The sequence below is a fragment of the Streptomyces triculaminicus genome (assembly GCF_017349075.1).
GTDB classification, from domain to species: domain Bacteria; phylum Actinomycetota; class Actinomycetes; order Streptomycetales; family Streptomycetaceae; genus Streptomyces; species Streptomyces triculaminicus.
Genome location: NZ_JAFMOF010000008.1, coordinates 24,732 through 49,868, shown reverse-complemented (window position 1 = coordinate 49,868; position 25,137 = coordinate 24,732). Strand labels below are relative to the sequence as shown.

Below are 25,137 nucleotides of genomic sequence, written 5' to 3'. Positions count from 1 at the left end.
GCGGGATGCCGAGTCAGGCAGTCCACGAACGCCGGATTCCCTGGTGTGCCGCGTCCCGCCCGGCCCATGGCGAGACGCTTCCGCACGCCCTGCCGTCCCCGACATGGGGGCTGGCCTGCGCACACTGAGTCACCGAGAATCGGAGAACGGCCGTGACACTGACGGAAGCGAACATCGTCCAAGAACTGGAAGCGGCGAGCCAGGCCGGCGATCCGCCCGCCGACGAGCTCGTGTCCGATCTGATCGACAACAAGGAAGTCGGTGGGGTCAACCAGCTCTTCCGCACCATCAACACGCTCAAGCCCGGCATGGACTACTCCCAGCTGCCCCCGCGGCTGGCGGACTTCATGCGGGAGGCGGAAGCCGATCCGCCGGGCTGGACCGAGGCGGACGCGAAGGCCGCGGAGGGCTTCTTCGACGAGCACCACGGCGTGGCGTCCATGCTTCAGGGCACCGTCGGACTCATCGGCACCTACCTGTCCCCGACCGGTGCCTACACGCTGCGCTCCACGGGCCGTCTCGGCGGCGTCGAAGGTCCCGGTCGTCGGCTGTCGCAGTCCACGCGCCTGTTCCAGGGCATGGGCGACAAGGGCGCCATGCGGGACGGGACGCTGAAGGCGACGGTCACCAAGGTCCGGCTCGTGCACGCCTCGGTGCGGCAGCTGCACAAGAAGAGCGGCGAGTGGGACTACGCCAAGTGGGGCGAGCCGGTCTCGCAGAAGTACACCACCGGTGCCACGTGCGTCTTCAGCGTGCAGATCCTCCAGGCCATGCGCCATCTCGGCATCAATCCCTCGGATGCCCAGCGCCACGGCTTCATGGGTGCCTGGCACTACGTCAACCACTACCTCGGCACCCTCGAGAGGTTCCAGCTGCCCAAGGACGCCGACCTGGTCGACCGGATGTGGACCAAGGTGCGCGACGACGAGTGGAAGAAGACCGACGACGGCGTCTTCATGACCGAGCAGGCCGTCAAGTACTACCGGGAACTGCTCATGAAGACGCCCGTGGTGACCGACACGTTCATCGCGATGGTCCGCCAGGCACTCACCGACAAGTACGCCGACATGGCCGGCATCCCCAGGAGCCCGCTCGACCTCTTCGCCAAGCCCGCCGCCACCGGCCATGGACTCGCCGGCGGTCTGGGCAGCGCCCTGAGCGGCGCCGTCAAACAGACCACCGGCATCGACCCGTACAAGGAGGCCCTCGGCGCCGGCAACAAGGTGTTCAACGCGGTCTTGGAGGACGCGGCCACCCACGACAAGGACAAGCAGCCCCAGATGCACCAGGAAATCCACGACGGCCGCTGATGTTCTCGACTCTGTCGGCCCTGCAACGCCGGCCGGACACGCTTTCGGGCGTGTCCGGCGGGTCGCCAGGAGCCTGCCTGGTGAGCCCGCGAACGGTCAGGAGCGCGCACGCCGGGCGGTGGTGACGACGGCGCCGAGGGCGGAGCGGAAGCGGGCGCGGACGGTGGGGCGCGCGTCGGGCGTCCAGCGGGGCGGGGTGGTGAGGAAAAGAATCATGCGTCTACGGTCGCCCGTCGGCGCCGACGGGTCCAACACCTGATCACTGGCCATTCACTACGTTGCTGTTGTTGACTGCTTCACGTGCCGTACGACCTGGAACCGCGTTTGTTGCGAGCCTTCGCCGCCGTTGCCGAGGAGCTGCATTTCACGCGCGCCGCAGCGCGCCTTTACATTGCTCAGCAGGCGCTCAGCCGTGACATCCAGCGGCTCGAGAAAGCCGTCGGTGCCACGCTGTTCACCCGGACCACCCGGGCCGTCTCACTCACGGCGGAGGGGGCCAGGCTCCTGCCGTACGTTCGGCACGTCCTCGCCGCGTACGACGAACTGGCAGCGGTGCAAGCGGGAGAGAGCCGGCCGCTGCTCGTCGACGTCGGAGGACCGGTGTCCACAGGGCAGCGCGTGGTGACCGCGGCGCGGGCGGCGGCGCCCGGGCTCGAGTTCGTCGCCCGCTACCACAGCGGCCTGACCGGTGCGGCCGAGGACATCCTCGCCGGGCGGCTCGACGTCTCCTTCGGCAGGATCGCGGGGCTGGCGCCGGAGGTGCGGGACCGACTCGATCACCTGCCCGTCCGGCTGGAGCGGATGGCCGTCCTGCTGCGCGAGGACCATCCTCTGGCCGGCCACGACGCCGTGCCGGTGGGGGCGTTGCGGGGCGAGACGGTGTACGCCGGTGCCGGGAACCCCGCCACCGCGGAGTGGACCGATCTCGCCACCCGGCTCTTCGACGGGCACGGGATCGTCATGGCCGAACCGTTCCCCGGGATCGAGGGGGCGGAGGAGTTCGTCCGGGTCGTACGCAAGCGGGGATGGTCGGTCCTGGCGAGCGTCGAGTTCATCGAGGTGCCGGGGATGGCGCTGAGGCCTCTGGTCGAGCCCGTACCCCTGTCGCCCGTGTCGATGGTGTGGCGGCGCGGCCTGCGGCACCCGGGTGTCGACGCGCTGCGGACGGCCGCGCAGGAGCTTGGCGCGTCGCAGCGGTGGATGCGGCCCGCGGGCTGGGGATGGCTTCCACCGGCTGACGCGGAGGCGATGGGAGTCGTGGGCTGAGAGCTGATCGTCGGCCACTCGCGGCCCGAAGCCGGAGGCCGCGGTGGATGCCGCGTAACCGACAGGAAGTACAACCCAGGAGCCCGTCCGTGGCGTGCGGCCACGGACGGGCCCTGCGCGGTGTGCGGGTGATGGTGCCGGGACTGCCGAGCCGCGTTGGCTCAGTAGTACATGAATGTCGCGTACTGGCCGTTGACGTTCTGGGTGAGGAATTCCCCGGCCCCGGCCCCGAAGCCGTTGGCGGCATTGGCCGCGTCGTAGACCGATCCGTAATTGCCCATCCAGTGCCAGGTTTTGGCCTGCACCTTCACGGGGGCGCTGGAGCTCACGGTTGCCGGCGTGTCCGGGCCGGGTGTGCCCGAGGCCACCGCGGGAGCGGCCAGGCCGATCAGCATCGCGGCGGGAGCGGCTACCAGGGTGAGGGTTCGAAAACGGTTCATGGTTGACCTCCATGAAAGGCTCAGATGTTCGAATAGGTGAACATCCCAGACAACCGTAGGCGACTCCCGCGACGCCCGCCATCCGGGCTATCCGGTGGAGGCGTCTCCACTGCCTCAGTCGCCAGGCGAGATGCCTTGTATAACTGCTGCATGGTACAGATATCTTTACGCTCCTCGACAGCCCTGGCCCTCGCCCTGACCACGGTCCTGGGCTGTGCGGGTATCACCACCGCCACGGCAGTCGAACGCACGGCACGTCCCATTCCGCTTCCCCCGCTTCCTCCGCCCCTTCGGACCGGTCCGTGGTGGCCGGCCTGACGCGCTATGCACACCCCCTGCGCACCACCGCGCCGGTCGGGCCCGCCGCCGACCTCGACGCGTTCGCCGCCATGACCCGCGGCGCGAACTTCGTCGGGCTCGGCGAGGTCTCGCACGGCTCGAAGGACGTGTTCACCGTCAAGGAACGCGTACTGCGGCAACTGGTCGAGCGCGAGGGATTCTCCGCCTTCGCCATGGAGATCAACTGGTCGGCCGCCGCCCGGCTCAACACCTACCTCACCACCGGGCGTGGCGACCTGAGGCAGATCATGCGGGAGGAATTCCAGCACGCATACGGCCTGACGAACACCGAGGAGTACCTGCACCTGTTCACCTGGGTCCGGGAGCACAACCGGGCCGGCGGCCGCCAGGTCCGCCTCGTGGGCATGGACTTCGCCGACGTCAATCCCGAACAGTACGAGCGCATCCTCGGCTGGACGGGCGAGCACGCCCCCGGCCTCCTCCCCGAACTGCAGCGCCACTACGCCGCCCTGCGCGCCCTGCCCGGCGGCGTCACGACGCGGCTGGAGACGTACATGGGCCTCCCGCTCGCCGAGCGGAAGAAGATGGCCGACGACGCCGGGGCCGCGTACCGGCTCCTGAAGCAGCACGCCACCACGGACCCCTGGGCGCTCCAGGACGCCCGCGTCGTCTCCCAGATGGCCACCTCGTTCGCCTTCGACAGCGACGACCCAGCCCAGGCCACCGCCGCCAACCGCCACCGCGACCGGACCCTGGCCGAGAACGCCGTCTGGTGGCAGCGGCGGACCGGCGACCGCATCGTCGTCTCCGGGCACGACGGGCACGTCGCCTACGACTCGGCCGTGCCCGCCGTCTTCCCCGTCACCATGGGCGCCGACCTGCGCGAGCTCGTCGGCCGTGAGTACGTCGCCGTCGGCACCACCATCGACAGCGGCGACTACCGCGCCCGCACGGCGAACGGCGAGAGCGGGGTCTTCACCGTCGCCCCCGCCGCACCCGGGAGCAACGAGTACACCCTTGACCAGGTGCCCCACCGCGACTTCTACATCGACCTGCGCGCGGCACGCCGCGCCCCTGACGTCGGCGCCTGGCTGGATACGGCGCGCCCGACGTACGTCATCCCGGGGCGCTACCCGAACGACCCCACGCCGCCGCTGGCGCTGGGCCGCGCCTTCGACATCGTGATCCACCTCCACACGGTGCGGGCGTCGGTGCTGCTGCCCCCGACGAAGTGACGCATCCCGCCGCCGGTATCAGGCGGCGGGGTCACGTCCCCCAATTCGCGATGGAAACCGCCAGGTCGTTCCAGCGGAATCGGCCGAGATCGGGAGTGTTGCATCCCTTGGGCTGGAAGAACTCGTCCCCGTGCCATTCGAGGAGATCGAAGAGTGACACATCGAATCGGCACTTGCTGAGGGAGGAGATGACGAAATTCCAATCCCCTGCGCCCAGAAAACCTCTGTGCACCTTGCTCAGGTCCGGATATCCCAGCCCCGCCTCCACACACTTCACGTCGCCTTGCTCATCGTTGTCCTCGAAGAAACACACCTGTGTGGGCAAGGCGTCCGGTGGCTGCGTACAGGTCGCCTCGAGGGCCGCCTCCAGCTCCCCTTCCTCGGCGTCGGTGTACATACGGCACGCCTCCGAGAGCATCGCTTCGCGGTCGGTGAAGGCTCCCAGAGCCAGGGTCGAGTTGTGGATCAGACGTGTCATGAACAAGGGCCGCGTCACTTCCGCGTTCATGCGCTCAAGGTCCTCGACCACTTCTCCGTCGAGAACAAGCGGAACGTCCGGGTAGAGCTCGCGCTTGCGGCCGGTGTGTTCAGGGCGAGCAGACAACTCACCGGCCAGCCCGTCGGGTATCCGAACGGGCTCCGCGTCCCTCACGTCAGGCTCGGGGGATCCCTTGTCCGCGCCTGGGAATTGCTGCGACATCGCCACCATCTCCTCGTTGTTGTGCCGGCGCGCCACGGCGGCACCTACCCGTTGCACGGATCAACAGTTGCCGCAGGCAGAGAAATTTCAGGACGTGCTGACGTTCGTCATTTCCACGCTAGCCCTTACGTCTCAAGGCCGCCCGATGAGGATTCGCCGGAAGGAATGCCCGTCAGCGGCCGGTGGGAAGGTTGGCGCCGCCGGTGCAGTCGAGCACTATGTCGGTGACGAAGGTGTTGGCGGCGAGCATGTGAATGGCCTGGGCCACATCCTCGGGGCGGCCGACGCGGCCCGCAGGTGTGGTGGCGGCGAGCCCGTGGAACAGCGCCTCGCGCTGCTCGGCCGGGACCTGGTCCCACCAGGGCGTGTCGATGACGCCGGGCGAGACGGCGTTGATGCGCAGCGGTGCCAGCTCCACGGCCAGCGGAGGAACCATCGCCGCCAGCGCGCCGTTGACGGCGGCCAGTCCGGCAGTGCCGGGGAGGGCGGCGTGGCCGGAGGCGGAGGTGATCAGGGTGATCGAGCCGTCCTTGCACAGGTGCGGCAGGGCAGCTTGGAGGATGCGTATGTGTGGCCAGAACTTGCCGTCGAACCCGGCCGCCAGCTGATCCAGGTCGAGTTGAGCGAACGGGCCGCTGCCCGCACCGCCACTGGCAGCGATCACCAGGTGGTCGATCGTGCCCGACCGGGCGAAGAAGGCTTCGATGGCGGACCAGTCGGCGACATCCATCCGGTGGTCGACGGTCCTGCCGCCGATCCGGGCGAGGGCCGCGTCCAGCCGGTCCTGGCTGCGACCGGTGATGAGGACCTCGGCGCCGCCGCAACGAGGCCGCCCACCGCGCCATCCTGGATGCCGCTCTGCGGCTGCCGGCCGACAGCGAGGGCGCGCCCGTCACCGTCGACGCCATCGCCCGAGCGGCAGGCGTCGGCAAGCAGACCGTCTACCGATGGTGGCCCTCCAAGGGCGCCGTTCTGCTGGACGCTCTCACCGACCGCGCCGGACAGGACGTGCCCGACCCGGACACCGGCTCGCTGCGCGAGGACGTGCGTAGCCTGGTCGCCGCCACCTTCGCCGCTGCGCAGAGCACGCCCACGACTCCCGCGCTGCAGGCCTTGGTACGCGAAGCCGCCCGCGACTCCCATCTCGCCGACCTGATGCGCGCGTTCACCGCCGCCCGCCGCACCGCCCTGCGCGAGATCCTCGCCCGAGGCCGGCAGCGCGGCGAACTCCCCGACCACGCCGACCTCGACCTGATCACCGACCAGATCTACGGCCTGTTCTGGGGGTACCGCTTCCTCCTGGGCCACGCCCCCCTCGACCCCGAAACAGCCGACCGCCTCACCGACTCCGTCCTCCAGGGCCGGCCGAATCGGCCGACGGACGGGCGGTGATCAGTCGCGAACCGCCCTCCGGGCCCGAGGGCGGTGCGGGCCCGTCCACGATGCCGCCGGTCGGCTGGGCGCGGTCGGCAACCTTCCCGGGAGCGCCGGCTGACCGCATGACAGCAAAGTCGCGGCGCGTTGCGGTGGCAGCGTCAGGCGCGGCGGGCCAGGAAGTAGGCCCGGTGGGTCTCGACCTCGTGGGCGTAGTGGGCGCGTTCCATGCGCATCTCCACGGTGAACCCGGCTGCTTCGAGCAGCCCACCGATGTGCGCAGGGTCGAGAAAGCGGAAGTCGACGTCCACGTCATGCCCCCACCACTCGTCCAGGTGCCGGATCTCGTGACTGATGTGGAAGGAGAGGAGGAGAAGCCCGGAAGGGCGCAGCACCCGTCCTGCCTCCTCGAAGGCTCGGCGCAGGTCGCCGGGATCGAGGTGGATGATCGTGTAGAAGGCGACGGCGGAGCCGAACTCGCCGTCCTCGGCAGGCAGTTTCAGCAGATCGCCTTCTCGGAACTCCACCTGTGAGAACCGACGCCGACCGGCCTCGATCATGCCCACGGACAGGTCGATCCCCACGGTGCGCGCGCCTTTATCTGCCAGCCAGGCCGCCACGTGCCCGGGGCCACAGCCGAGATCGGCGATCGCGGTTCCGGGTTCCGTCTGTTCCAGGAGGCACGTGAGGAGTGCCCGGTCCATCGGCTTCCCGGCAAGTTCGTCGTGCAGCCGGGCCGCGTACTCCTCGGCCACGGCGTCGTAGCTGCGGCGCACCGAGTCATGATGCGTGTGATCGCCCATGCGGGCCAGCATGTCACGGGGCCGTCACGGATGTCGCCGAGGCGCTGCGCCTCAGGTGGGCTCCACGAGGGCGCCTGGCACTTGAACGCCAGGGGGGAAGGCATCCCGCGGTCGCGCGAAAAACCATTGGCACCCGGAACCCCGGCACCCCTAAGCTGATCTACGTCCAGGTGCGAAGGCAGGACCTACTTCGACTCCACATCGGGAGGTCGCGGGTTCGAATCCCGCCGCCGGTACTCAGGCCGGCGTAGCTCAGGGGACAGAGCGCCTTGTCGGTTCCGCCGCCTCGATCTCTGGACGCAAGACTTCACGCACCTCCCGGTGCGCGGGCCACGGCTACTTCGTTGTGATCGAATTCCATGCCGCGGCCACTTTGAACTCGGGAGGCGCGGCACCGGGGCGTCCGGTGCGCAGGTGACGGTTACTTCCCGGAACAGCGGGTCGCGGGTTCGAATCCCGTCCCAGCCAAGGGCTGGTGCAGCTCAGTCAGGAGGAGCAGCTGTCTACGTACCGTCGGCCGATCCCGATCTCGGACGCCCCTGTGTCGTGCTTCCCCGGAGGAATTCGGGGGAATTCACATGGCACGCTTCAACACCCGCGCGTCCAAGACGGCCGGCGCTGCCTCGCCCGTGACCACGACCGTAAGCACCCGCACCCACCTCGGTGGCAAGGGGCACCTGCGGGACGACCGCTCCGAGCTGTTCCTGCTCGCCATCGCCAACTTCGTCTCCCAGCAGACCTACCACGAGAGCGGCACCGGCCGTGACGAGCGGTTCGCCGCGCTCGTGCGCAAGCTCGCCGTCGAGGACCCGGCCTGGACCGCAGGCCTCCTCAAGTGGCTGCGCGGCGACGGCCAGATGCGCACCGCCTCCCTGGTCGGCGCGGCCGAGTACGTCAAGGCCCGGCTCGAGGCCGGCGCCACGGACGGCCCCACGAACCGCGAGGTCGTCGCATCGGTGCTCCATCGCGCGGACGAGCCCGGCGAGATGCTGGCGTACTGGGCCTCCACGTACGGCCGGAATGTGCCCAAGCCGGTCAAGCGGGGCATCGCCGATGCCGTGCGGCGTCTCTACACCGGCCGCAGCCTCCTGAAGTACGACACCGCCTCCAAGGGCTACCGCTTCGGCGACGTCCTCAACCTCGTCCACCCCACGCCCGACCCCGAGAAGGCGTGGCAGGGTGACCTCTTCCAGTACGCCCTCGACCGCCGCCACAACCCCGACACCGCCGAGCCGCCCGCCTCGGACCGCACCCTGACTGCGCACCGCGCGCTGATGGCCGTACCCGTCGAGGAACGCCGCGCCCTGGTCACCGGTCCCGGCGGCGCCGAGCGGCTCGCCGAGGCCGGCATGACATGGGAGGCGCTGGCGGGGTGGCTGCAGGGCCCGATGGACGCGGCGGCCTGGGAGGCCGTCATCCCCTCCATGGGCACCATGGCCCTGGTCCGCAATCTGCGGAACTTCGACGAGGCCGGTGTCAGCGACGAGGTCGCCCAGCACGTGGCGGCGCGAATAGCCGACCCGGCAGAAGTCGCCCGCTCCCGCCAGTTCCCCTTCCGCTACCTGGCCGCATACCAGCACGCCCCCTCGCTGCGCTGGGCCTACCCGCTGGAGCAGGCCCTCGGCCACTCGCTGACGAACGTCCCCGCGCTCCCCGGCCGGACCCTGATCCTGGTCGACCGCTCCGGCTCCATGTGGGCGCCGCTGTCCGACCGTTCCCAGCTCAACCGCGCGGACGCGGCAGCGATCTTCGGCACGGCCGTCGCGATGCGCGCTGCCGACGCCGACCTCGTCGAGTTCGGCACCAGCAGCGCCCCCGTGGCCTTCCGCCGCGGCGAGTCGGTCCTGAAGGTGCTCGAGCGTTTCGGGGACCTGGGTGGCACCGACACCACGGAGGCGGTGCGGCGGCACTACCGCGGCCACGACCGGGTGCTCATCGTCACCGACGAGCAGGCCTCCTACCACCGTGCCGGCGGTCCGACCGAGCAGATCCCGGCGAATGTCCCGGTCTACACCTGGAACCTCGCCGGCTACCGGCCCGCCCACGGGCCGTCGGGTTCCGCCAACCGGCACACCTTCGGCGGCCTGACGGACGCGGCGTTCCGCATGGTGCCGCTGCTGGAGGCCGGCCGGAACGCCCGCTGGCCGTGGGAGGACTGAGTACGGGAAGGTGCCGCCGACGGCAGTACCGCGCTCGCGCCTGGGCCTGTGCTCCCGGCCGGACTGGCCCGGGAGCACAGGAGGTGCAGACGGCGGGTAACCATGTCCCCATTCAGACGGCGCCGAGGCGGCCGTGTGCAGACCGGTTGGCGGAGTCGTCGAAGGGCGCGGCCGGATCTGCTGGGACCGCACTCCGGAGCGCTTCCGCACGAAGCGACGCGGTGGTCAGGTAGAGGCCGCCGCCCTCCGCTCCGAGCCGAAACGTGGGGGGGTGCCCCTATGGGTTTCGTCAACCTGTGGGGGCGGGCTTGGGGTCGTAGAAGGTGCCGTCGCGGAGCATGGCGAAGAGCACGTCGGCTCGTCGTCGGGCGAGGCAGAGGAGGGCTTGGGTGTGGTGTTTTCCCTGGGCGATCTTCTTGTCGTAGTAGGCCCGGGAGACGGGGTCGGCCAAAGCGGCGAACGCGGAGAGGAAGAAAGCTCGTTTGAGCTGCTTGTTTCCTCTCCGCGACGGTTGTTCGCCGCGGATCGAGGACCCGGAACTTCGGGTTGCCGGGGCGAGGCCCGCGTAGGCGGCGAGGTGGGCGGCGGAGGGGAAGCTGCTGGCGTCGCCGACGTCGATGAGGATCCTTGCTCCGGTCCTGACGCCGATCCCCGGCATGGACGTCAGGACCTTGGAAAGAGGGTGGGCCTCCAGCAGTTCCTCGATCCGTCCGGCCAGCAGTTTCCGCTGGTCAAGGACGGCGGTCAGAGAAGTGGCCAGGCTCGGGACGATCAGCGCGGCCGCGTCCGTGCCGGGAACGACCACGGTCTGCTCGTCCAGGGCGGTGAAGATGTCGTCGACCAGCCGTTCGGCCATCCTGGGTGCCTTCGGCCGGAGCAGGTTCACCAGCTGGCGACGGCCGGCCTTGCGGATCTGTGCCGGAGACCCGAAGCGTTCCAGCAGGGCCAGGACCGCCGGGTGCTGGACGCGCGGGCCGAGGACCCGTTCCAGGTGCGGGTGGATCTGGGTCAGCAGTCCCCGCAGCCGGTTGGAGACGCGGGTGGCTTCGCCGGCGAGGTCGTCGTCGAAGCCGGCAATCATCTCCAGCTCGGCGACCGTTTCGTCGGCTGGTTCGATCTCCCGCAGGGTGTGCGGCATCGAGCGGGCAGCGTCGGCGATGACGAACGCATCGCGGGCATCGGTCTTGGCCTCTCCGGGATAGAGGTCGGCGATTCGCCGCATCGTCAGGCCCGGCAGATAGGCGACTTCGCAGCCCATGTCGCGGGCCACCGCGAGCGGCAGAGCACCGATCGAGGCGGGCTGATCGACGACCACGAGCACGGTGCCGTGCTTGGTCTTGAGCTTGCCGAAGACCTCGCGGAGCTTCGGTTCGCTGTTGGGCAGGCGCTTGTCGAAGGCTTTCTTCCCGGCCGGGGTGACGGCGGTGGCGTGGTGTTCGCCCTTGCCGACGTCCAGGCCGAGGAAGGCACCGATGTCACTGACGTCGATCACGTGTGTCCTTCGGTCGTCCTCGCCCGGCTGTCCCACGGCACCGATCGCCACATCCACATTACGAAGAGCCTCCCGACCTGCGGAGAAGCCGGTGGTCATGCCCCTAATCAGCGGTCTGTCGATGCCTCCGGAGCCGGTGACACCACCCCCCAGGCCATACGTTCGACAGGGGGAGAAAGTCATGCCAACTCCGGAGGCCGGGCGCCCCATTGCGGGGCCACCAAAGAAGGTAATGGGGGAAGCGCGCCGCCGAGTGCGTCGAGAACCTCGGCGGCCGGATATCCGAAGAGATCGATGCCGTGGAGGACGACGGGGCAGCCGGACGTGGCGGCGAGCGCGTCCGGGGCGCGGGTCAGGGTGATATAGGCCAGTCCGGAAACATCCTCGTACTCACCGTTGCGGTTCCGGGTGTCGCCGTGGGCGTGCAGCGTCAGGCCGTCGTACTGCGCGGTGAAGGCCCAGTCGGCGCCGCAGACCCACCCCTCACGGACGTCCGCCACCGTGGCGACGGCCCATTGCGCGGCACGCTCGTCCATTCCCAGCCGGAGCGTGCCCGCGCGGCCGGGCAGCCTGATGCCGACCTCGGGCAGGAATTCGAACATGCGGTGATGATCCTGCCGCGGAAGCACCCTGGACAAGCGGATCGTCCGCCCGGCCGTCGACACGGCCGTGCGGTGACGTCCCGCCCACGGCTACCGGCCGCGCAGAGCCGGAGCCGTCAGAACCCCAGCGCGGGGGCGCCGTCGGTCCGTCGGTCGTAGAGCTCTTGCGGTGCGGACCAGTTGTAGCCGTTGTACCGGGACCACAGGATGTGATTGTCGCTCGCCCCGCGCCAGGCCATGAGGAGCTGACCGTCGGCGCCGCGCGACAAGGCGGGCGCGGCTTCGGTGCGGCGGTCCGTCAATGCCTGCTGGGGGGACCAGTTGGTGCCGTCGAAGTACGACCACCAGATCAGGTTGTCAGGGCCCGTGCCCCGCCAGGCCATCACGGGCGTGCCGTCCGCTCCGGTACCCAGCGCCGGCGAGCCGTCCGTCCTGCGGTCGTTGAGCACTTGCTGCCCGGACCAGCTGAAGCCGTTGTACTGGGACCACCAGATGTGGTTGTCGGCTGCGCCGCGCCAGGCCATGAGGAGTCGTCCGTTGCTGCCGCGCGTGAGGGCGGGCGCGGCCTCGGTGCGGTGGTCCGTCAGCGTTTGCTGGGGGGACCAGTTGGTGCCGTCGAACTGCGACCACCAGACCACGTTGTCCGCCCCCGCGCCTCGCCATGCCATGACGGGCAGGTCGGCGGCCTGAGTGGCCCTGGCACCGGCCTTGTCGGTGGCGTGTGATGTCTGAGGGTGGGCTGTCAGCGTGGCGAGCAGTGCGACGACGGCACACAGCGCGAAGCGTGTGCCTCCGCGTGTGGGCGACCGGGGTATCAGTTGCAGGTGGAGCATCGATGCCTCCCTGGAGACGCCTGTACACGATCAGGTGGGAGTTCGTCCCGAGAGCATCCGGACTCAGTGGCAGCCCGGCGTGCGGCGAGAACCCTTGGCGCGGAAGGAGTGGCGGTCCCATCCGCCGGACGACCTTGGCGTGGGGCACAGCCCATCGCAAGCCTGACGGCAAAGTCGGCGAATACTGGGTGTCTCGCATTGGGGCTGCCGCATGGTCGCCCTGCCAGGGCCGTCCCGGCCGCCCGTCCCCAGGACTTGGCCGAGTGGGCTCCCTGCCAGGGCTTCGCGGTGCTCACCGTCGTTGGTGAGCTCGGCCGGCGCGCCTGCCGAGCGTGTCCTCCAGCCAGTCGAAGACGACCTCGCCGTGCTGCTGCGGCGCCATGGGGGAGCAGTGCAGCTGGGCGCCGGTGGCGGCCGTCAGCTTCACGTACTTCTTCGGGCAGCGCAGCTTCTCGTGGAACTCGGCCGGCTGCCCCGGGTAGAACTGCTCGTCCTCGTAGTCCAGAACAAGGGTGGGTACCTTGATCCGCCCCACCACACCGTTGATGTCGAGCGCCATGATGCGCTGCGCCGGTGTCCAGAAGTCCGTCGGCACTCGGCCGGAGCGGGCGGCAAGCATGGCCTCGACGGAGAAGGGCTCGAGCCGCTTCTCGAGCGTGTATGCCTGCTGCGGGTTGAGTTCCGGCACGACCTCTTCGTTCCAGATCCGATTGGTCTCCGCCTTGTCGGCGGTGACGATCTCCCGGATCTCCGGAGGGAAGGCCAGCCAGGGCGACAGGGTGCCGGGCATGGCGACCAGGGCCGAGATACGGGGTTCGAAGGCGGCGGCGCGTGGGGCCAGATCACCGGCCATGCTGAGGCCGGTCAGGGCGATCCGCCGGGCGTCGACGTCCCGGCGGCGCACCAGCCAGTCCACGAGCGGGGTGACGACACGCTCCCAGCGGGGAGTGAACGTCAGCTGGTCGACGAAGAGCAACTGGCCCTGACCTGGACCGTCGTAGACGAGGGCGTTCCAGTCCCGGTCCAGCGCGGTGGAGACCCCGTAGGTCCACATGTCGACGTTCTGGCCGTCACTGCCGTTGGTGAGGATGACGGTCGGGCGCGGCTTACCGAAGTCGTCGGGCCGGAAGAACCACACCGGAAGGGACGTCTTCTTGTCGTACCGCACGATGTCCGTCAGCGCGGCCGGCTCACAGAGCCGGGCGAACGAGTCCCAGGCGTGCCGCCCGGCGAGGTAGAGCTTCTTCTCGTCGCCGGGGTTGTCGGATCCGAGAACGAAGAACAGCGCCTGCGCGTAGTACTGGGCCGCCCGCAGGAAACGCCACCGGCGGGTCTCCTTGTGGTTCCCGGCTGTGGCGACGAGCCGGTCTCCCCAGCGTCGGAACTCCGCGGTGTACGTCTGCGCGCCGAGCCCCGCGGCGTTGATCGCGTTGACGGCGCTGAGCACCTCGCCCACCTCACCCGCGCCCATGCCGCAGCCGCCGAGTGCCATCAGAGCGCTGAAGTTGAACGACTCGTCTGCGAAGAGCCTCATGGCTCCGGGAGCCGGGGACGACGTGGGTGACGGGTCGGCGCAGGGGCTGGTGCCGGTGTCGGGTTCGGGAGTGGGCGTGGCCCGGGCGGGCGTGGCAGCCGCGACGAGCGCTCCGGTGCCGGTGGCCAGTCCCGCGGCGAGCGCGCCACGTCGGGTCGGCCCGTGCGAACGGGAGGGGAGGGTAGAGGGCATGGGGGAGCGCTCCGGACGGGATTGCCGCACGCGGCTGACGGTCTTCGACAAGCACCTGAACGTACGAGCGGCGCGCTCGGCCCGCATCCCGCCACACCCGTGACTCCTCCTAATGGCGGGAGGCGAGGCAGAAGGCCGGGCCCGGACACGGCCCGCGCGGCGGAGGTCGAGGGTGGCGCAGTGGAAGGAGCCGCCCAGACTGTGTACGTGCCGGAACGGACGTCTGAGGACAGCCGACGGGAGTGGATACTGGCCTGAATACAGGCGCGGATGAGGAGCATGGCCAGTGACCAGCGACAATCGCATAGGACCGCCCAGTTTTGGAAGCGAACGCGAGATGCTGCGGGCTTTCCTCGACTACCACCGCGCGACCCTCGCCATGAAGTGCGAAGGATTTCCGACGAGGAGCTGCGGCAGCAGTCGATGCCGCCGTCCACGCTTTCGCTGCTCGGTTTGGTGCGTCACATGGCGGAGGTGGAGCGCGCTTGGTTCCGTCGAGTGTTCGAGGACAACGACGCGCCCATGGTCTGGTCCGACGAGATCGACTTCCAGGCGGCGTACGATGCGAGCGCGTCGACCAGGGACGAGGCGTTCGTGGCCTGGGAGGCCGAGGTGGAGAACTCGCGTCGCATCGAGCGGGAGGCCGAGTCCCTGGACCGGGCCGGGCATCAGCCAAGATGGGGCGAGGACGTATCGCTGCGGATGGTGATGGTGCACGTGCTCCTGGAGTACGGCCGCCACAACGGGCACGCGGACTTTCTGCGTGAGGGTGTCGACGGGACTGTGGGCGCCTGAGCCTGCAGGAGCCGCTGCAGAGCCGTCCATCCGCTCCGCATTGACAGCCTCTTGCCGCATCACGTGGTGCCCCTTCCGGCCCGGCCCGCGCAGGAGCGGTGCGGCAATCCGCACCGAGCTGCGCCAGGGCATGGGCAGATCGCCCCGCTGGCGTCCTTCGCCGCCCTCGCCTCCAGACCTGTCAGGCCTTCTCCAGGGTCCGCAGCGCTTCTATGAGCGCCCGGCCTTCCTCGTAGACCGGTTCGAGCTGTTCGATCAGGCCCTGCCGGACCTGGTTCTCGGGGTGGGCGATGCGCTGCCGTACGAAGTCGCGTGTCTGTTCCAGTTGCTCCCGGTACTGCGCCAGATTGTCGCTCAGGTGGTCGATGACGTCGGTGCCCTGGACGCCGGCGGACAGTGCGAACTGTTCCTTGACCGCGGCGACTTCGGCGTCGATGGCGCTGATCCACTCCTCCTGGAGGGCCTCGAGCGAGCTGATCTTCTTCTTGCGGTACTGGATTCCCATGAAGACCATCGCGGCCGTGCCCGCGACGAACCCGGCGGGAGGAAAGACGGTGCCGGCCGCCGCCAGACCGTACAGCCAGGTCCCGCCCGCGGCGACGGGGGTGGCGATGCCGACCAGGGCCGCCGCACGCTGGACCACGTCCTGGGCACTGGTCGCGCGATGCGGCCGCTGAGGCAAGGAGAGATCGTTCACGTCGAAGACGGAGTCGGGAAGCCGTCCCGCGAGGTCCTTGTCACCGAAGACGTGCTCCACGGCCTGCACCACGTCCTGCTTGAATGCCTCGAACTGCTCGGTCCACAGTGTTGCCGGACCGGCCGGGGCCTCCATCCATGCCCGGAGCGCCTGCGACTTCGCCACCTGGACCTGGTTCGCCTTGGCCGGCTTGCTGACGTCGGTCCGCCTGATGGTGGAGTCCAACGCGGCGTGCAGATGGGCGGCCAGGCGGCCGAAGGGCCGGACGGCCCGCCCGATGCGGGTCTGGAGCTTGCGCTCGAGCTGCTCGCGCAACTGCGGCAGCTCCCGGTCCAGCAGCATCAGCCGCTGCTGCTGGGCGCCCAGCAGTTCCTTCAGCCCGTCGACCTCGAGCCGCTCGGCCCGCAGCCGGTCCTCGACCACCCGCAGCCGGGGAACGAGCAGGACACGCGCTTCGGCGGCCACGGCGGCGATGTGCCGGGTACCGGTTCCCGTGCTGATCAGGTCCTCGATCGCCTGACGCAGCGTGTCCATCCGGCTCTCCGCACGATACCGCCGTGCGGGCGCCTCGGCCTCCTCGGCCTCGAACTTGGCCGCACGCGCCTCCAGGGCGGGGGAGACGGGGAGGAAACCCTCGCCTATGAAACCCAGGTCCGGTTGGCCGTCGGGGAGGGTGAAATTCTCCCTCAGGTAGCTGTTGTTGCGGGCTATGGTCGCCTTCCACTCGACGACGTTGCGCAGATCGAGGTTCGATGCCGAGTCGATGGCGGTGACCACCCACACGACCCGCTTGCCGGAGAGCAGATAGTGCTCGTAGAGGAAGCGGATGAGGTCGAGGTCCCTCTCCGAGAGCGTCCGGCTGGCGTGCGAGACGTACATGAAGCAGTCGGCATCGGCCATCGCGGCCCTGACGATCATGTCGTGGACGGGATTCGGGGAGCCGTAGCCGGGAAGGTCGTAGAACTTCGCAGGGAGCCTGGCGTCCGCCAGGAGCACCTCGACCTCGGCGACCTCACGGCCCCGGTGCTCCCTGAGCCGGTCGGTGACGTCCGCGTCCTGCATCGCGTACGCCGCGACCACGGACGGGGCCGGGGAGTTCCCGACGTCCTCCCACTCGCCGTCGGCGGAGTCGGTGAAGCGCACCCGCAGATAGCCGGTCCCGGACGCGTCGACCGTGGACTGGCCGTCCACCGGTACCACGCTCGCCGGACAGGCCGTGGTCGGCACCGGCGAGGACGGCAGCAGCCCCACGAACTTGTCCGCCGTCTGGCCGTCGGCGGTCTGCACTTCGACCAGTTCCAGACCGCCCTGCAAGCCGCTGAGCAGGAAGCTCTTGCCGGATGAGAAGGCCCCCAGGAGCGCCACGTTGATCAGGGTCGAGGCCGCACGCGTCCTCAGCCGCTTCACGGTCGAGGCTTCCCCGCGTAATTCCTCCGGCCATTCTCCCGGAACCTCGGGGAGGGCGGCCGCATCGCGCAGCCACGCCTCGGACCGGTCGAGAACATCGCGCAGTTCACCGCGCGTTTCGTCCACATCCCTTGGCACAGTCACGCCACCGGTATAGCCCTTGGCCGAAGAGCGACGTGGCCGATTCGGTAACCTCGACCCCGTTCCGTTACCTTGGCCCCGGCCGGCGTGCCCGGCACCTGACGCAACGCTGTTCACAGTGTGGGCAGGGTCCGGAAGCAGCCCCAGGCGAAGAGCGACCGTCGGCGACACCGCGGTCCACCCCGTTCGGGTCGACGAACTGTGCCTGCATGCCGTCAAGGGAAGGACACCGTCTTCCTGCTGCGCCAGGGCTCGCCACCTGTCCGTGAGGAAGCTCCGGCGATAGCCTCGGGGCGACCTCGGAAGAAGGGGGCCGGCGATGTCCGGTGGGCGGGAGCGGAAATGCGGCGCCTGCAACGGCGATGCGGTGACCGAGAAGGAGCAGCACTCGGTCGAGCTCGACGAGAACGGCAACCAGGTCGCCGTCACCCACAGGTTCGTCTCGGCCTGCTCACACTGCAGCGGTACGGGGACGGAGAGCTGATGAGCACGAGCGAAGAAGCGGCCGGGGAGCAGTCGACGATGCGCCCGGTGTTCACATGCATGGTCTGTGGTTGTGTCTACCTGCCGCCGAAGTCGATGGAGTACCCGCGGTCGGGCGCGAAGGCCTCCCCGCTGCACTGCGGCAGCGAGCGGTGCCGGCGGCAGTGCGCGGCACTGCCCGGGCGGCTGCGCGCCGTCATGGCCAGGGCCGCATGGGCGCAGGCCGAGCGGTGGCTCAACCGCGACCTCTCGGCCCTGCCCGAGCGGGCTCGGGCCCGCGCAGGGAAGGCACGCCCGGGTGGCAGGCGATCGAAGCTGCGCTGAAGGTCTGCTCCCCGCGCATGCGGGATGGTCCGGGGTGTCACCGAGGTGGGACCACCGGCCGCTCACCAGGGAATCCGACGACCCTGGGCAGTGAGGGTGAGGGTCAGGCAGCCGATCCAGTCGCCGCTGCCGGGGTACTCCCAGTTGGCGGCATCGGCCAGGACCTTCGGCAGTTCTTCACGTGCAAGGGGCGCGCCGGCCTGGAAACCACGCCGCCCGTCCGGACCCGCCCACGGAATCACGCGGCACACCTCGATCCAGCCCCTGTCGACGAGCGGAAGAAGGACGCGGAGCAGCTCCTCGGGCGCAGCTGATGCGAGCGGCTCGTCCAAGTCCCCGCGCACGCCGGGCAGGATGTCGATCTCGAACGCGTTGAGCATGAAGGCGCTCTCCGCGGCAGGCAACGGCTCAGAGGTGTTCATACCAAGATCGTCGCACCTGCATGTGCGGAAACCTGCCGGCCGAGGAACGGCAGGACCGCCACCGCTACGTGCGCCTGGCCGGTCCGCACGTAGCCGAGCCCACCGAGGTCAAGGGCTTGATCGGCCACTAGAGTCACCTGCATGGCAGCACCAGTACTTCAAGCGGTTGAGGCGGACGGAACGACCTGGGACGACCCGTCCGAGGAACAACTTCACGACTTGCTGGCCGACATGAGCCTTACGTGGCGTTTTGTCGTCGTGAGGCGGCTCGACGCGGAACCTGCCGACCAGCACTTCATGCAGGTCTACCTCAACGACGACCTGAGCTGTCAGGTGGAATACCGGGAGGGAGGGCCGGACAGGCACTTCCAGGCATGGGTACCCCGCGAGCACGAGACCTTCGCCGTAGAACCTGTGACTGAGGTGCTTCAGGCCTGGGCCTACGGGCGACCCGGTTGGCGTGAGGCTCTTCCCTGGGCCCCGTGGTCACCCGCAGCGTGAGGCGTCACCGACCGGGGGAGCGGGTTCGCCACACCTGTCCTTTGTACCGTGAGCGGGTGCCGGCCGGGGTGGTCGCGGCAGCTCTCGCTCGGTAGTCCGGGCAGGGGCCAGCAGAGATGCCGGTAGCAGGCCGAGGGCCGCGAATCCGGCCAGGATCAGCAACGTGACACCCATCGCCGGGGCGGACGCCGAGGCCGTGTCAGGGGAGCCGACCGAGGTCACGCCGGCGGCGACGGCGATGCCGAAGGCCGGCCCGATGTTCATGGCGGTCTGCTTGAGCCCGCCGACGACCCCGGCGTACCCGGGTGGGGCGTCACCGACGACGGTCCCCGTGGCGGTGACCATCACGGTGGCCCACCCCGCGCCGAGCACCGCGAACGTCGCGCCCATGGCCATCCACGTGCTCGTCGGACCCAGCCGGGACAGCCCCGCGATACCCAGGACGACGAGAGTCGTACCGGCGATCGCGCTGCGGCGCGGGCCATACCGGCGCAGTGCGATACCGGCGACGGGTGAGCCGAGGACCATGAACGCGGTCAGCGGAAGGACGCGCAAGCCGCAGGCGAGGGGATCGAGGCGGAGTACGTCCTGGAGGTAGAACGTGGCCGTGAACAGCGCACCGAACATGCCGGCGCCCGTGAGCAGAAGCATCACCATGGACGCCGCCACCGGCACGGACCGCGCCACGGCACGCGGCACGATCGGGTACGCACTGCGGCGTTCGTGCGCGGCGAGCACGGCTGCGAGGCCCGCGACGGCGGCGAGTCCGAGCAGCGTCGGCGCGGTGGTCCACCCGTGCGCCGGTACGCCGGCCAGGGTGTGGACCAGGACCGCGAGCGTGATCGCGAGCAGGGCCGCGCCCGTGAGGTCGAGCCGCTGGGAGCCGGTGCGTTCCGGCACAGGCGCCCGGACGGCGAGGGTGAGCGCGGCGATCAGGAGCGCGACGGGGGCGTTGATCCAGAACACGGCACGCCAGCCCAGGTGCGCGACAAGGACACCCCCGAGTACCGGACCGGCCCCCGCAGCCACCGCGATCGCGCTGGTCCGAATGGCGACCGCCCTGCCGAGCCGGTCCGCCGGATACGTCAGCCGCAGCAACGCGAGTGTCGCCGGCTGGAGCAGTGCGCCGAACACGCCCTGCGCGACGCGCAGGCCGATCACCCAGCCGACCCCGGGCGCGAGCGCGATACCGCCCGAGGCGGCCCCGAACCCGAGCACGCCGACGAACAGCAGCCGCCGGTGCCCATACCGGTCCCCGAGACGCCCGGCGATGACGAGAAGCGCGGCCACCGCGAGCAGATAGCCCGTGCTCGTCCACTGCACCTGCGCCACGCTCGCGCCGAGGTCACGCTGCAGATTCGGCTGCGCGACCAGCAGCACCGTGCCGTCCAGCGCGACGAGCATCGCGCCGGCCACGCCGGCCAGGAGCGCGACGTGCCGCTGCGCGGGGGCGATCACGAGGCCACCGGGCCCAGGTGAGCGTCCAGCACCGCCGCGACGAGCCGGTCGAGTCGGTCGCCACGAGGTGCATCGTCGGGCGGTTCGGTGCCGAGGGTGAGCTGCAGGCTGCCCCACGTCCACAGTTGGGCGACGCCGTGCAGGTTCGCCCACAGAGCAGCGGCCGTCACGGCGGGCGGGGGAGCGTCCGTGCCCGGCCCGCCGGCCTTCGCGGTGTCCTGCTCCGTCCGGCACTGGGCGACGAGCGCGACGAAGTGCTCGAACAGGGGGAGGGTCGATTCCCGAAGCCGTGGCCCGTCCGATGCCTGCTTCTCGCTGTCGAGCAGATCGTGACGGAACATCAGCTCGAACATTCCACGGCACTCCAGCGCGTACCCGACGTACACCCGCGCGGCCGCCTGCAACTGAGCCCTCGGCGATGCCGTGTCGGCGACAGCCCCCGAGAACCGGGCCCCGAGGTCTTCGAAGCCGCGCCGGGCGATCGCGGAGAGCAGGGAGTGGAGTGTGGGGAAGTACCGACGCGGAGCCCCATGCGACACCCCCGCGCGACGGGCGATCTCGCGCAGCCCCAACGACTCCGAACCCGTGGTCGTCACGAGATCCACTCCGACGTCGATCAACCGCTCCCGAAGGGAGTTATCGCTTTCCATAGACACTGTCTACCTGATGGGGGTAGACAGTGTCTACCTCGCTCGCTGCCGGGGCGGGGTCAGGTTGCTTCCCTCGAAGAAGCCGAGGTCGCCCGCCGCCCAGCGCTCGACGTCACGCTGGTGTGACGTCGGCCGGCAGTCGGCCGGCAGCCCTTCTGCTGCCGCAGGGCAGGCGAAGGCGTCGCATCGGCAAGGCGTACAGCTCAGGGTGCGGTGCAGACCACATGAGCGACCACCAGGCGCGGCACGTTGTCGGTGTTCGTGGCGCGCAGGGACCACCCGGTCGCCGTGGGGGCTGACGCGTTGTGGAGAACGTTGGGGTGGCCGCTTCCCCCGCCCGCAGTCGGTACCTGTCCGTCTGGACACTGCGCCTGGGACGTTCCCGTTGTTCCTGGCTGCAGCGTCACGGGGTCGCCGTTCGCAGCGGAGTGCGGCCGGTTGGAGCAACGCGCGAATGCGACCACTCCGGTAAAGATGGTGTTGACGTTCTTGGCGCGGCCGAACCAGTGGTTTGCGTCGGAGATCGACAGGCTGAGGTAGTTCTTGGCCTTGGCGACGGCTCCGCCGCCGGCCACGAACTGGCCCGCCGGACACGTCGCCGCGCTCTCAGCTGTGGGGCCATTCGCTGTGGTGCCGACCTGATGGGTGATGGACGGATCCGCCGCGCAGATCACGAGAGGCGTCACGGTGCGCGGTTCGTCGCTCTGGTTGTCGACGGAGATGTCCCAGCCCGGCCCTCCGGGGTTCGACGCGGTGAGGAAGACCCCATTGTTGGGATTGAGCCTGATCCCGCCCCCGGTGGACGTCAGACCCGTCCCTATCATCTCCTTGCCTCGGTTACCTGCCTGGCACAGGCCGGGGCCTTACGAGCATTCTTCAGTGAAAGGCCAACGGGGACTTGCGACTTAAAGGCACGTATCGAATATCTGTCGTCGCCGCATGTACCGCGGTGGCGATCGCGGCGGGTCTGCAGATCTCACCCAGCGCTTTCGGCACGCAGGACGAGCAGCCGGAGGCCGCACAGTCGACCGTGACACCGGCGGCCGCGGAGGCGAACGACGAGGGCCCGGAGGATTTCGGAACCTCCGACACCGACGGGACGACGTTCAAGAACGGTGTGATGTCGCTGAATACGGCGCACGTGCAGAGGAAGGCCGCCGTCGCGGTGGCGGCCGCCGCGCCGCCCCAGGGCGAAGGATGGAAGTTCTCCGGCGCGACCAAGCACCTGCCGACCGGCTACACGGTCAAGTTCTACGACCAGAAGTCCGCGGACCGGCTGGCCCGCTACGCGAAGGCGTCGGCCGCGGACCTGCAGCGCATCACGGGCCTGCCCTTCACCGTCGACACCAAGCCGGTGGGCTGGGACTACGTCAGGCCCAAGGGCGAGGTGGTCGTCGGTCTCGTGAAGCGCCCCTGCCTGCCGCCCGCGGACGGCAGCAACAACAAGGGATGGAAGGTCGTGCGGGACGGATCGGGGGTCAAGAATCTGAGCTGCGGATTCACCGCGTCGTCCGTCCCCGACACCGTGACCAGCGGGCACGCGTACATCGACAGTGAGTTCTTCACCGCGGACGGCGAACCCCTGCCTTCCTGGGGCGGCGAAACGTACATGCGCAACCACGTCAGCCACGAAATCGGGCACACGATAGGGCTGACGCACGCGGACCGCAGCGCGAAGCAAGGCGACTGCGCCAAGGGCAGCGACTCCGGTGAGAAGCCGGTCATGTGCAGCATCACCAGCGGCTATCAGGACAAGCGCGCGGGCTCCTACGTCCAGCAGTTCGACGTACAGGGGCTGCGCCTCCTCGCCACGGGCGCCGGTGCGGCGGTCCCCCCGCAGGGCAAGGTGACGGGAATCGGCGACAAGTGCCTCGACGTCAAGGGCGGGACCGCGGCCAACGGCACGCAGATCCAGCTCTACACGTGCAACGGAGGCGTGGCGCAGTCGTGGATCCTGGGGAAGGACGGCACCTTCCGCGCGCTGGGCAAGTGCCTGGACAACGCGCGCAACGCGAGCGCTGACGGCAACAGGATCAGCCTCTACGACTGCAACGGCCAGCCGTCGCAGCGGTGGTCGGTGAACACGAAGGGCCAGATCGTGCACGTCGCATCGGGCAAGGTGCTCGACGTGACCGGCGGCAGGACCGCCAACGGCACCAAGATCCAGCTGTACACCCCGAACACGAACAAGCGCCAGCTCTGGGTCACCCCGAAGTAGCGCCTGGCACACGCGGAGAGGCCGGACGGGAAGCAGGCCTGTCCGGCCCCTCCGCGCCGTCATGCAGCCGCCGGCACCGACCGGCGGCCGCCGGGCCGCGAGGACGGAGTGGTCCCCGTTCTCGCCTACGGTCCGAAGTTCCTCCTTCAGTTCGGGCCCGTCATCGCCCTCGACACGCAATGGCGGGCGACGGTGTCGGCGAAGGCCCTGGCGAGGGGGGTGAGGGCGTCCCAGCGGCGGACGGCCCAGCCGACCGGGAGCGGTGGCAGGTCGGGGAGGGGCACGAGGCGGAGGGGGCCGTCGCCGGGTACCTGCCGGCCTGGCATGGCGGGTATGACGGCCCGGCCGAGGCCGAGCTCCGCCAGCAGGAGAGCGGTGTCCCAGTCGGCGACGCTGGTGTCGGAGCTGGTCCGGACGCCCAGCTCGGCGAAGGCGGCGTCGAGGCGGGCACCCGAGGTGGAGTTCCGGGGGAGCCGGATGAGGCGGATGCCGGTGAGATCGGCGGTGCCGACACGAGGGCGGCCGGCGAGCGGATCGTCGGCACGGACGGCCAGCACCCAGGGCAGGTCGACGACGGGGCGCTGCTCGATGCCGCGCACAGGGTCGCCGATGGTGACCCAGGCGAGGTCGAGGTTGCCGGCGGTGAGAGCGTCGAAACACCGCCGACCGGACGTCTCTGTCTGGAACTCCAGGCTCACCTTGGGGTAGCGCTGCCGGAAGGCGACGACGGCCTCGGACATGAAGTGCCGTACGGTCGTACCGCCCGTGGCGACGCGCACGGAGCCGCTGTCGCCGTTGACAAGGTCTCCGATGCGTCGCAGGGCCAGGTCCAGGCCGGCAAGGCTGTCGGCGGCGGCCTCCTCCAGGACGCGCCCCGCCTGAGTGGGCACGACACCCCGCGGCTGGCGCTCCAGAAGACTGACGCCGGTCTCTCGTTCCAGCCGCTTCACATGCTGGCTCACCGCCGACTGTGTGCACTCCAGATCCCGGGCGACAGCGCTGAGGTTTCCCGCTCGGCACACGGCCACGAAGACGCGAAGGTCGTCCAGAGTCATACACCCAAGCTACAGCTTGGATATGGCGATGAATCCTCAGGATTGACTGGGGGTCAGGACGTTGGGGAGGATCGGTGCAGGGCCCAGGGCGGCAACCCGTCCGGCGTCTTCGCGGTGTCCGGACCACAGGCGAAGGCACGGACGGGTGCCGACCCGAGCGCAGGAAGGACACCGCCATGCCTGCTTCCTCCTCCGCCGCCGACCAGGCCACCGCGCTCCTGCGCGAACTCGGTGCCGCGGCCATCGCCCACCCGGGCGGCACTCTCCTCGCACACCTCCAGCGCGTCCAGGGACGACTCGCTGCATGGGATGCCCGGCCTGCGCTGCAGCTCGCAGGCCTGTGTCATGCGTTCTACGGCACCGACGGCTTTCCCACCGCCTTGCTTACGCTGGACCGTCGCGCCGAACTCGCGATGATGATCGGTGCCGAGGCCGAAGCCGTCGTGCTCCTCTACGCCTCGTGTGACCGGAAGGCCACCTATCCGGCCTTCACGGCCACCGACGCCGCCTTCCGCGACCGATTCACCGGCCGCGTCTACGCTCCGGAATGGCAACTGCGACGAGACTTCGCCGAGTTGTCCGCCGCCAACGAACTCGACCTCGCCGGCATCGATCCTTCCTTCCGGGAGAAGTGTGGACCCGAACTCCTGGCCCTGTTCACCCGCTTCCGCCCCATGCTGAGCCGATCCGCCTGGTCGGCCTGCCGCACGGCGCTTGCTCCTGATGCACCCGCGCAGGGCTGAGAA

The 25,137-nt window shown here is 69.7% G+C and carries 24 protein-coding genes and 3 pseudogenes; 13 read left to right on the top strand and 14 right to left on the bottom strand.

Annotated features, from left to right (window positions below; genetic code table 11):
• The first annotated feature begins 152 nt into the window (after positions 1 to 152).
• Together J1792_RS32980 and J1792_RS32975 are read left to right on the top strand one after the other, a co-directional pair.
• Positions 153 to 1,310, top strand: coding sequence for an oxygenase MpaB family protein (locus J1792_RS32980; protein ID WP_307843161.1), 1,158 nt, complete (start codon positions 153 to 155; stop codon positions 1,308 to 1,310).
• A gap of 300 nt (positions 1,311 to 1,610) precedes the next feature.
• A complete protein-coding gene (locus J1792_RS32975) occupies positions 1,611 to 2,576 on the top strand; it encodes a LysR family transcriptional regulator (RefSeq protein WP_086566321.1) in 966 nt (321 codons plus the stop codon).
• Between the two features lie 161 nt (positions 2,577 to 2,737).
• Here the strand turns inward: J1792_RS32975 and J1792_RS32970 are convergent, their stop codons facing one another.
• On the bottom strand, positions 2,738 to 3,016 hold the full coding sequence (locus tag J1792_RS32970) for a hypothetical protein (protein ID WP_207248915.1): 279 nt from the start codon (positions 3,014 to 3,016) through the stop codon (positions 2,738 to 2,740).
• Positions 3,017 to 3,321: 305 nt separating this feature from the next.
• Between J1792_RS32970 and J1792_RS32965 the strand changes: the two genes are divergently transcribed.
• Complete coding sequence (locus tag J1792_RS32965; RefSeq protein WP_207248914.1) at positions 3,322 to 4,551, top strand: erythromycin esterase family protein; 1,230 nt, start codon at positions 3,322 to 3,324, stop codon at positions 4,549 to 4,551.
• A 31-nt stretch (positions 4,552 to 4,582) separates the two neighbouring features.
• Here J1792_RS32965 and J1792_RS32960 read toward each other — a convergent pair whose 3' ends face one another.
• Both J1792_RS32960 and J1792_RS32955 read right to left on the bottom strand, forming a co-directional pair.
• Positions 4,583 to 5,287: a hypothetical protein gene (locus J1792_RS32960; protein WP_143587552.1), complete on the bottom strand. Its 705-nt coding sequence runs from the start codon at positions 5,285 to 5,287 to the stop codon at positions 4,583 to 4,585.
• A gap of 136 nt (positions 5,288 to 5,423) precedes the next feature.
• A complete protein-coding gene (locus J1792_RS32955) occupies positions 5,424 to 6,008 on the bottom strand; it encodes an SDR family oxidoreductase (protein ID WP_242705504.1) in 585 nt (194 codons plus the stop codon).
• A gap of 86 nt (positions 6,009 to 6,094) precedes the next feature.
• Between J1792_RS32955 and J1792_RS35600 the strand changes: the two are divergent.
• Positions 6,095 to 6,217, top strand: a pseudogene (locus tag J1792_RS35600) (helix-turn-helix domain-containing protein); the annotation flags it as partial.
• Positions 6,218 to 6,259: 42 nt separating this feature from the next.
• Positions 6,260 to 6,643 carry a TetR-like C-terminal domain-containing protein gene (locus J1792_RS32950; RefSeq protein ID WP_307843160.1) on the top strand — a complete coding sequence of 128 codons (384 nt, stop codon included), beginning with the start codon at positions 6,260 to 6,262 and terminating at the stop codon, positions 6,641 to 6,643.
• Between the two features lie 143 nt (positions 6,644 to 6,786).
• Here the strand turns inward: J1792_RS32950 and J1792_RS32945 are convergent, their stop codons facing one another.
• Positions 6,787 to 7,428 (bottom strand): class I SAM-dependent DNA methyltransferase, encoded by a 642-nt coding sequence (locus J1792_RS32945; RefSeq protein ID WP_242647028.1) that lies wholly within the window; start codon positions 7,426 to 7,428, stop codon positions 6,787 to 6,789.
• 578 nt (positions 7,429 to 8,006) lie between these two features.
• On the opposite strand from J1792_RS32945, the gene J1792_RS32940 reads away from it, so the two are divergent.
• Positions 8,007 to 9,587 carry a TROVE domain-containing protein gene (locus J1792_RS32940; RefSeq protein ID WP_207248912.1) on the top strand — a complete coding sequence of 527 codons (1,581 nt, stop codon included), beginning with the start codon at positions 8,007 to 8,009 and terminating at the stop codon, positions 9,585 to 9,587.
• A gap of 289 nt (positions 9,588 to 9,876) precedes the next feature.
• On the opposite strand, the gene J1792_RS32935 is transcribed toward J1792_RS32940, so the two are convergent.
• The 4 genes from J1792_RS32935 to J1792_RS32920 form a co-directional block, all read right to left on the bottom strand.
• The gene (locus J1792_RS32935) at positions 9,877 to 11,079 is read right to left on the bottom strand and encodes an IS110 family RNA-guided transposase (RefSeq protein ID WP_207247600.1); all 1,203 of its coding nucleotides are present in this window, start codon (positions 11,077 to 11,079) and stop codon (positions 9,877 to 9,879) included.
• Between the two features lie 179 nt (positions 11,080 to 11,258).
• Positions 11,259 to 11,681, bottom strand: a complete 423-nt coding sequence (locus tag J1792_RS32930) for a hypothetical protein (protein WP_207248911.1) — start codon at positions 11,679 to 11,681, stop codon at positions 11,259 to 11,261.
• A 116-nt stretch (positions 11,682 to 11,797) separates the two neighbouring features.
• Complete coding sequence (locus J1792_RS32925; protein ID WP_207248910.1) at positions 11,798 to 12,514, bottom strand: sialidase family protein; 717 nt, start codon at positions 12,512 to 12,514, stop codon at positions 11,798 to 11,800.
• Positions 12,515 to 12,806: 292 nt separating this feature from the next.
• Complete coding sequence (locus tag J1792_RS32920; RefSeq protein ID WP_207248909.1) at positions 12,807 to 14,240, bottom strand: alpha/beta hydrolase family protein; 1,434 nt, start codon at positions 14,238 to 14,240, stop codon at positions 12,807 to 12,809.
• A 286-nt stretch (positions 14,241 to 14,526) separates the two neighbouring features.
• Between J1792_RS32920 and J1792_RS32915 the strand changes: the two are divergent.
• Positions 14,527 to 15,035 (top strand): annotated as a pseudogene (locus J1792_RS32915) (DinB family protein).
• 181 nt (positions 15,036 to 15,216) lie between these two features.
• Here J1792_RS32915 and J1792_RS32910 read toward each other — a convergent pair.
• On the bottom strand, positions 15,217 to 17,283 hold the full coding sequence (locus tag J1792_RS32910) for a dynamin family protein (RefSeq protein WP_143587551.1): 2,067 nt from the start codon (positions 17,281 to 17,283) through the stop codon (positions 15,217 to 15,219).
• Between the two features lie 316 nt (positions 17,284 to 17,599).
• Here J1792_RS32910 and J1792_RS32905 point away from each other — a divergent pair, with 316 nt between their 5' ends.
• Positions 17,600 to 17,764, top strand: coding sequence for a hypothetical protein (locus tag J1792_RS32905; protein ID WP_179198737.1), 165 nt, complete (start codon positions 17,600 to 17,602; stop codon positions 17,762 to 17,764).
• Positions 17,764 to 18,087, top strand: coding sequence for a hypothetical protein (locus J1792_RS32900; RefSeq protein WP_143587550.1), 324 nt, complete (start codon positions 17,764 to 17,766; stop codon positions 18,085 to 18,087). Before J1792_RS32905 ends, J1792_RS32900 begins: the two co-directional genes overlap by 1 nt.
• A 62-nt stretch (positions 18,088 to 18,149) precedes the next feature.
• Here J1792_RS32900 and J1792_RS32895 read toward each other — a convergent pair whose 3' ends face one another.
• Positions 18,150 to 18,509: a hypothetical protein gene (locus tag J1792_RS32895; RefSeq protein WP_086566309.1), complete on the bottom strand. Its 360-nt coding sequence runs from the start codon at positions 18,507 to 18,509 to the stop codon at positions 18,150 to 18,152.
• A 26-nt stretch (positions 18,510 to 18,535) separates the two neighbouring features.
• Between J1792_RS32895 and J1792_RS36035 the strand changes: the two are divergent.
• Positions 18,536 to 18,616, top strand: a pseudogene (locus J1792_RS36035) (transcriptional regulator); the annotation flags it as partial.
• A gap of 34 nt (positions 18,617 to 18,650) precedes the next feature.
• Positions 18,651 to 19,010 (top strand): hypothetical protein, encoded by a 360-nt coding sequence (locus J1792_RS32885; protein WP_207248908.1) that lies wholly within the window; start codon positions 18,651 to 18,653, stop codon positions 19,008 to 19,010.
• Here the strand turns inward: J1792_RS32885 and J1792_RS32880 are convergent.
• The 3 genes from J1792_RS32880 to J1792_RS32870 all read right to left on the bottom strand — a co-directional run bounded on the left by J1792_RS32880 (position 18,996) and on the right by J1792_RS32870 (position 21,942).
• Positions 18,996 to 20,414, bottom strand: a complete 1,419-nt coding sequence (locus tag J1792_RS32880; RefSeq protein ID WP_207248937.1) for an MFS transporter — start codon at positions 20,412 to 20,414, stop codon at positions 18,996 to 18,998. The two genes, J1792_RS32885 and J1792_RS32880, sit on opposite strands and share 15 nt — an antisense overlap.
• 50 nt (positions 20,415 to 20,464) lie before the next feature.
• On the bottom strand, positions 20,465 to 21,118 hold the full coding sequence (locus tag J1792_RS32875; RefSeq protein ID WP_207248907.1) for a TetR/AcrR family transcriptional regulator: 654 nt from the start codon (positions 21,116 to 21,118) through the stop codon (positions 20,465 to 20,467).
• A 203-nt stretch (positions 21,119 to 21,321) separates the two neighbouring features.
• Positions 21,322 to 21,942 (bottom strand): hypothetical protein, encoded by a 621-nt coding sequence (locus tag J1792_RS32870; RefSeq protein WP_207248906.1) that lies wholly within the window; start codon positions 21,940 to 21,942, stop codon positions 21,322 to 21,324.
• Between the two features lie 125 nt (positions 21,943 to 22,067).
• Here J1792_RS32870 and J1792_RS32865 point away from each other — a divergent pair, with 125 nt between their 5' ends.
• Complete coding sequence (locus J1792_RS32865) at positions 22,068 to 23,336, top strand: ricin-type beta-trefoil lectin domain protein (RefSeq protein WP_307843159.1); 1,269 nt, start codon at positions 22,068 to 22,070, stop codon at positions 23,334 to 23,336.
• Between the two features lie 146 nt (positions 23,337 to 23,482).
• Here the strand turns inward: J1792_RS32865 and J1792_RS32860 are convergent, their stop codons facing one another.
• On the bottom strand, positions 23,483 to 24,391 hold the full coding sequence (locus tag J1792_RS32860) for a LysR family transcriptional regulator (RefSeq protein WP_086566305.1): 909 nt from the start codon (positions 24,389 to 24,391) through the stop codon (positions 23,483 to 23,485).
• 176 nt (positions 24,392 to 24,567) lie between these two features.
• Between J1792_RS32860 and J1792_RS32855 the strand changes: the two genes are divergently transcribed.
• Complete coding sequence (locus J1792_RS32855; protein WP_086566304.1) at positions 24,568 to 25,134, top strand: DUF6817 domain-containing protein; 567 nt, start codon at positions 24,568 to 24,570, stop codon at positions 25,132 to 25,134.
• Positions 25,135 to 25,137 lie beyond the last annotated feature (3 nt).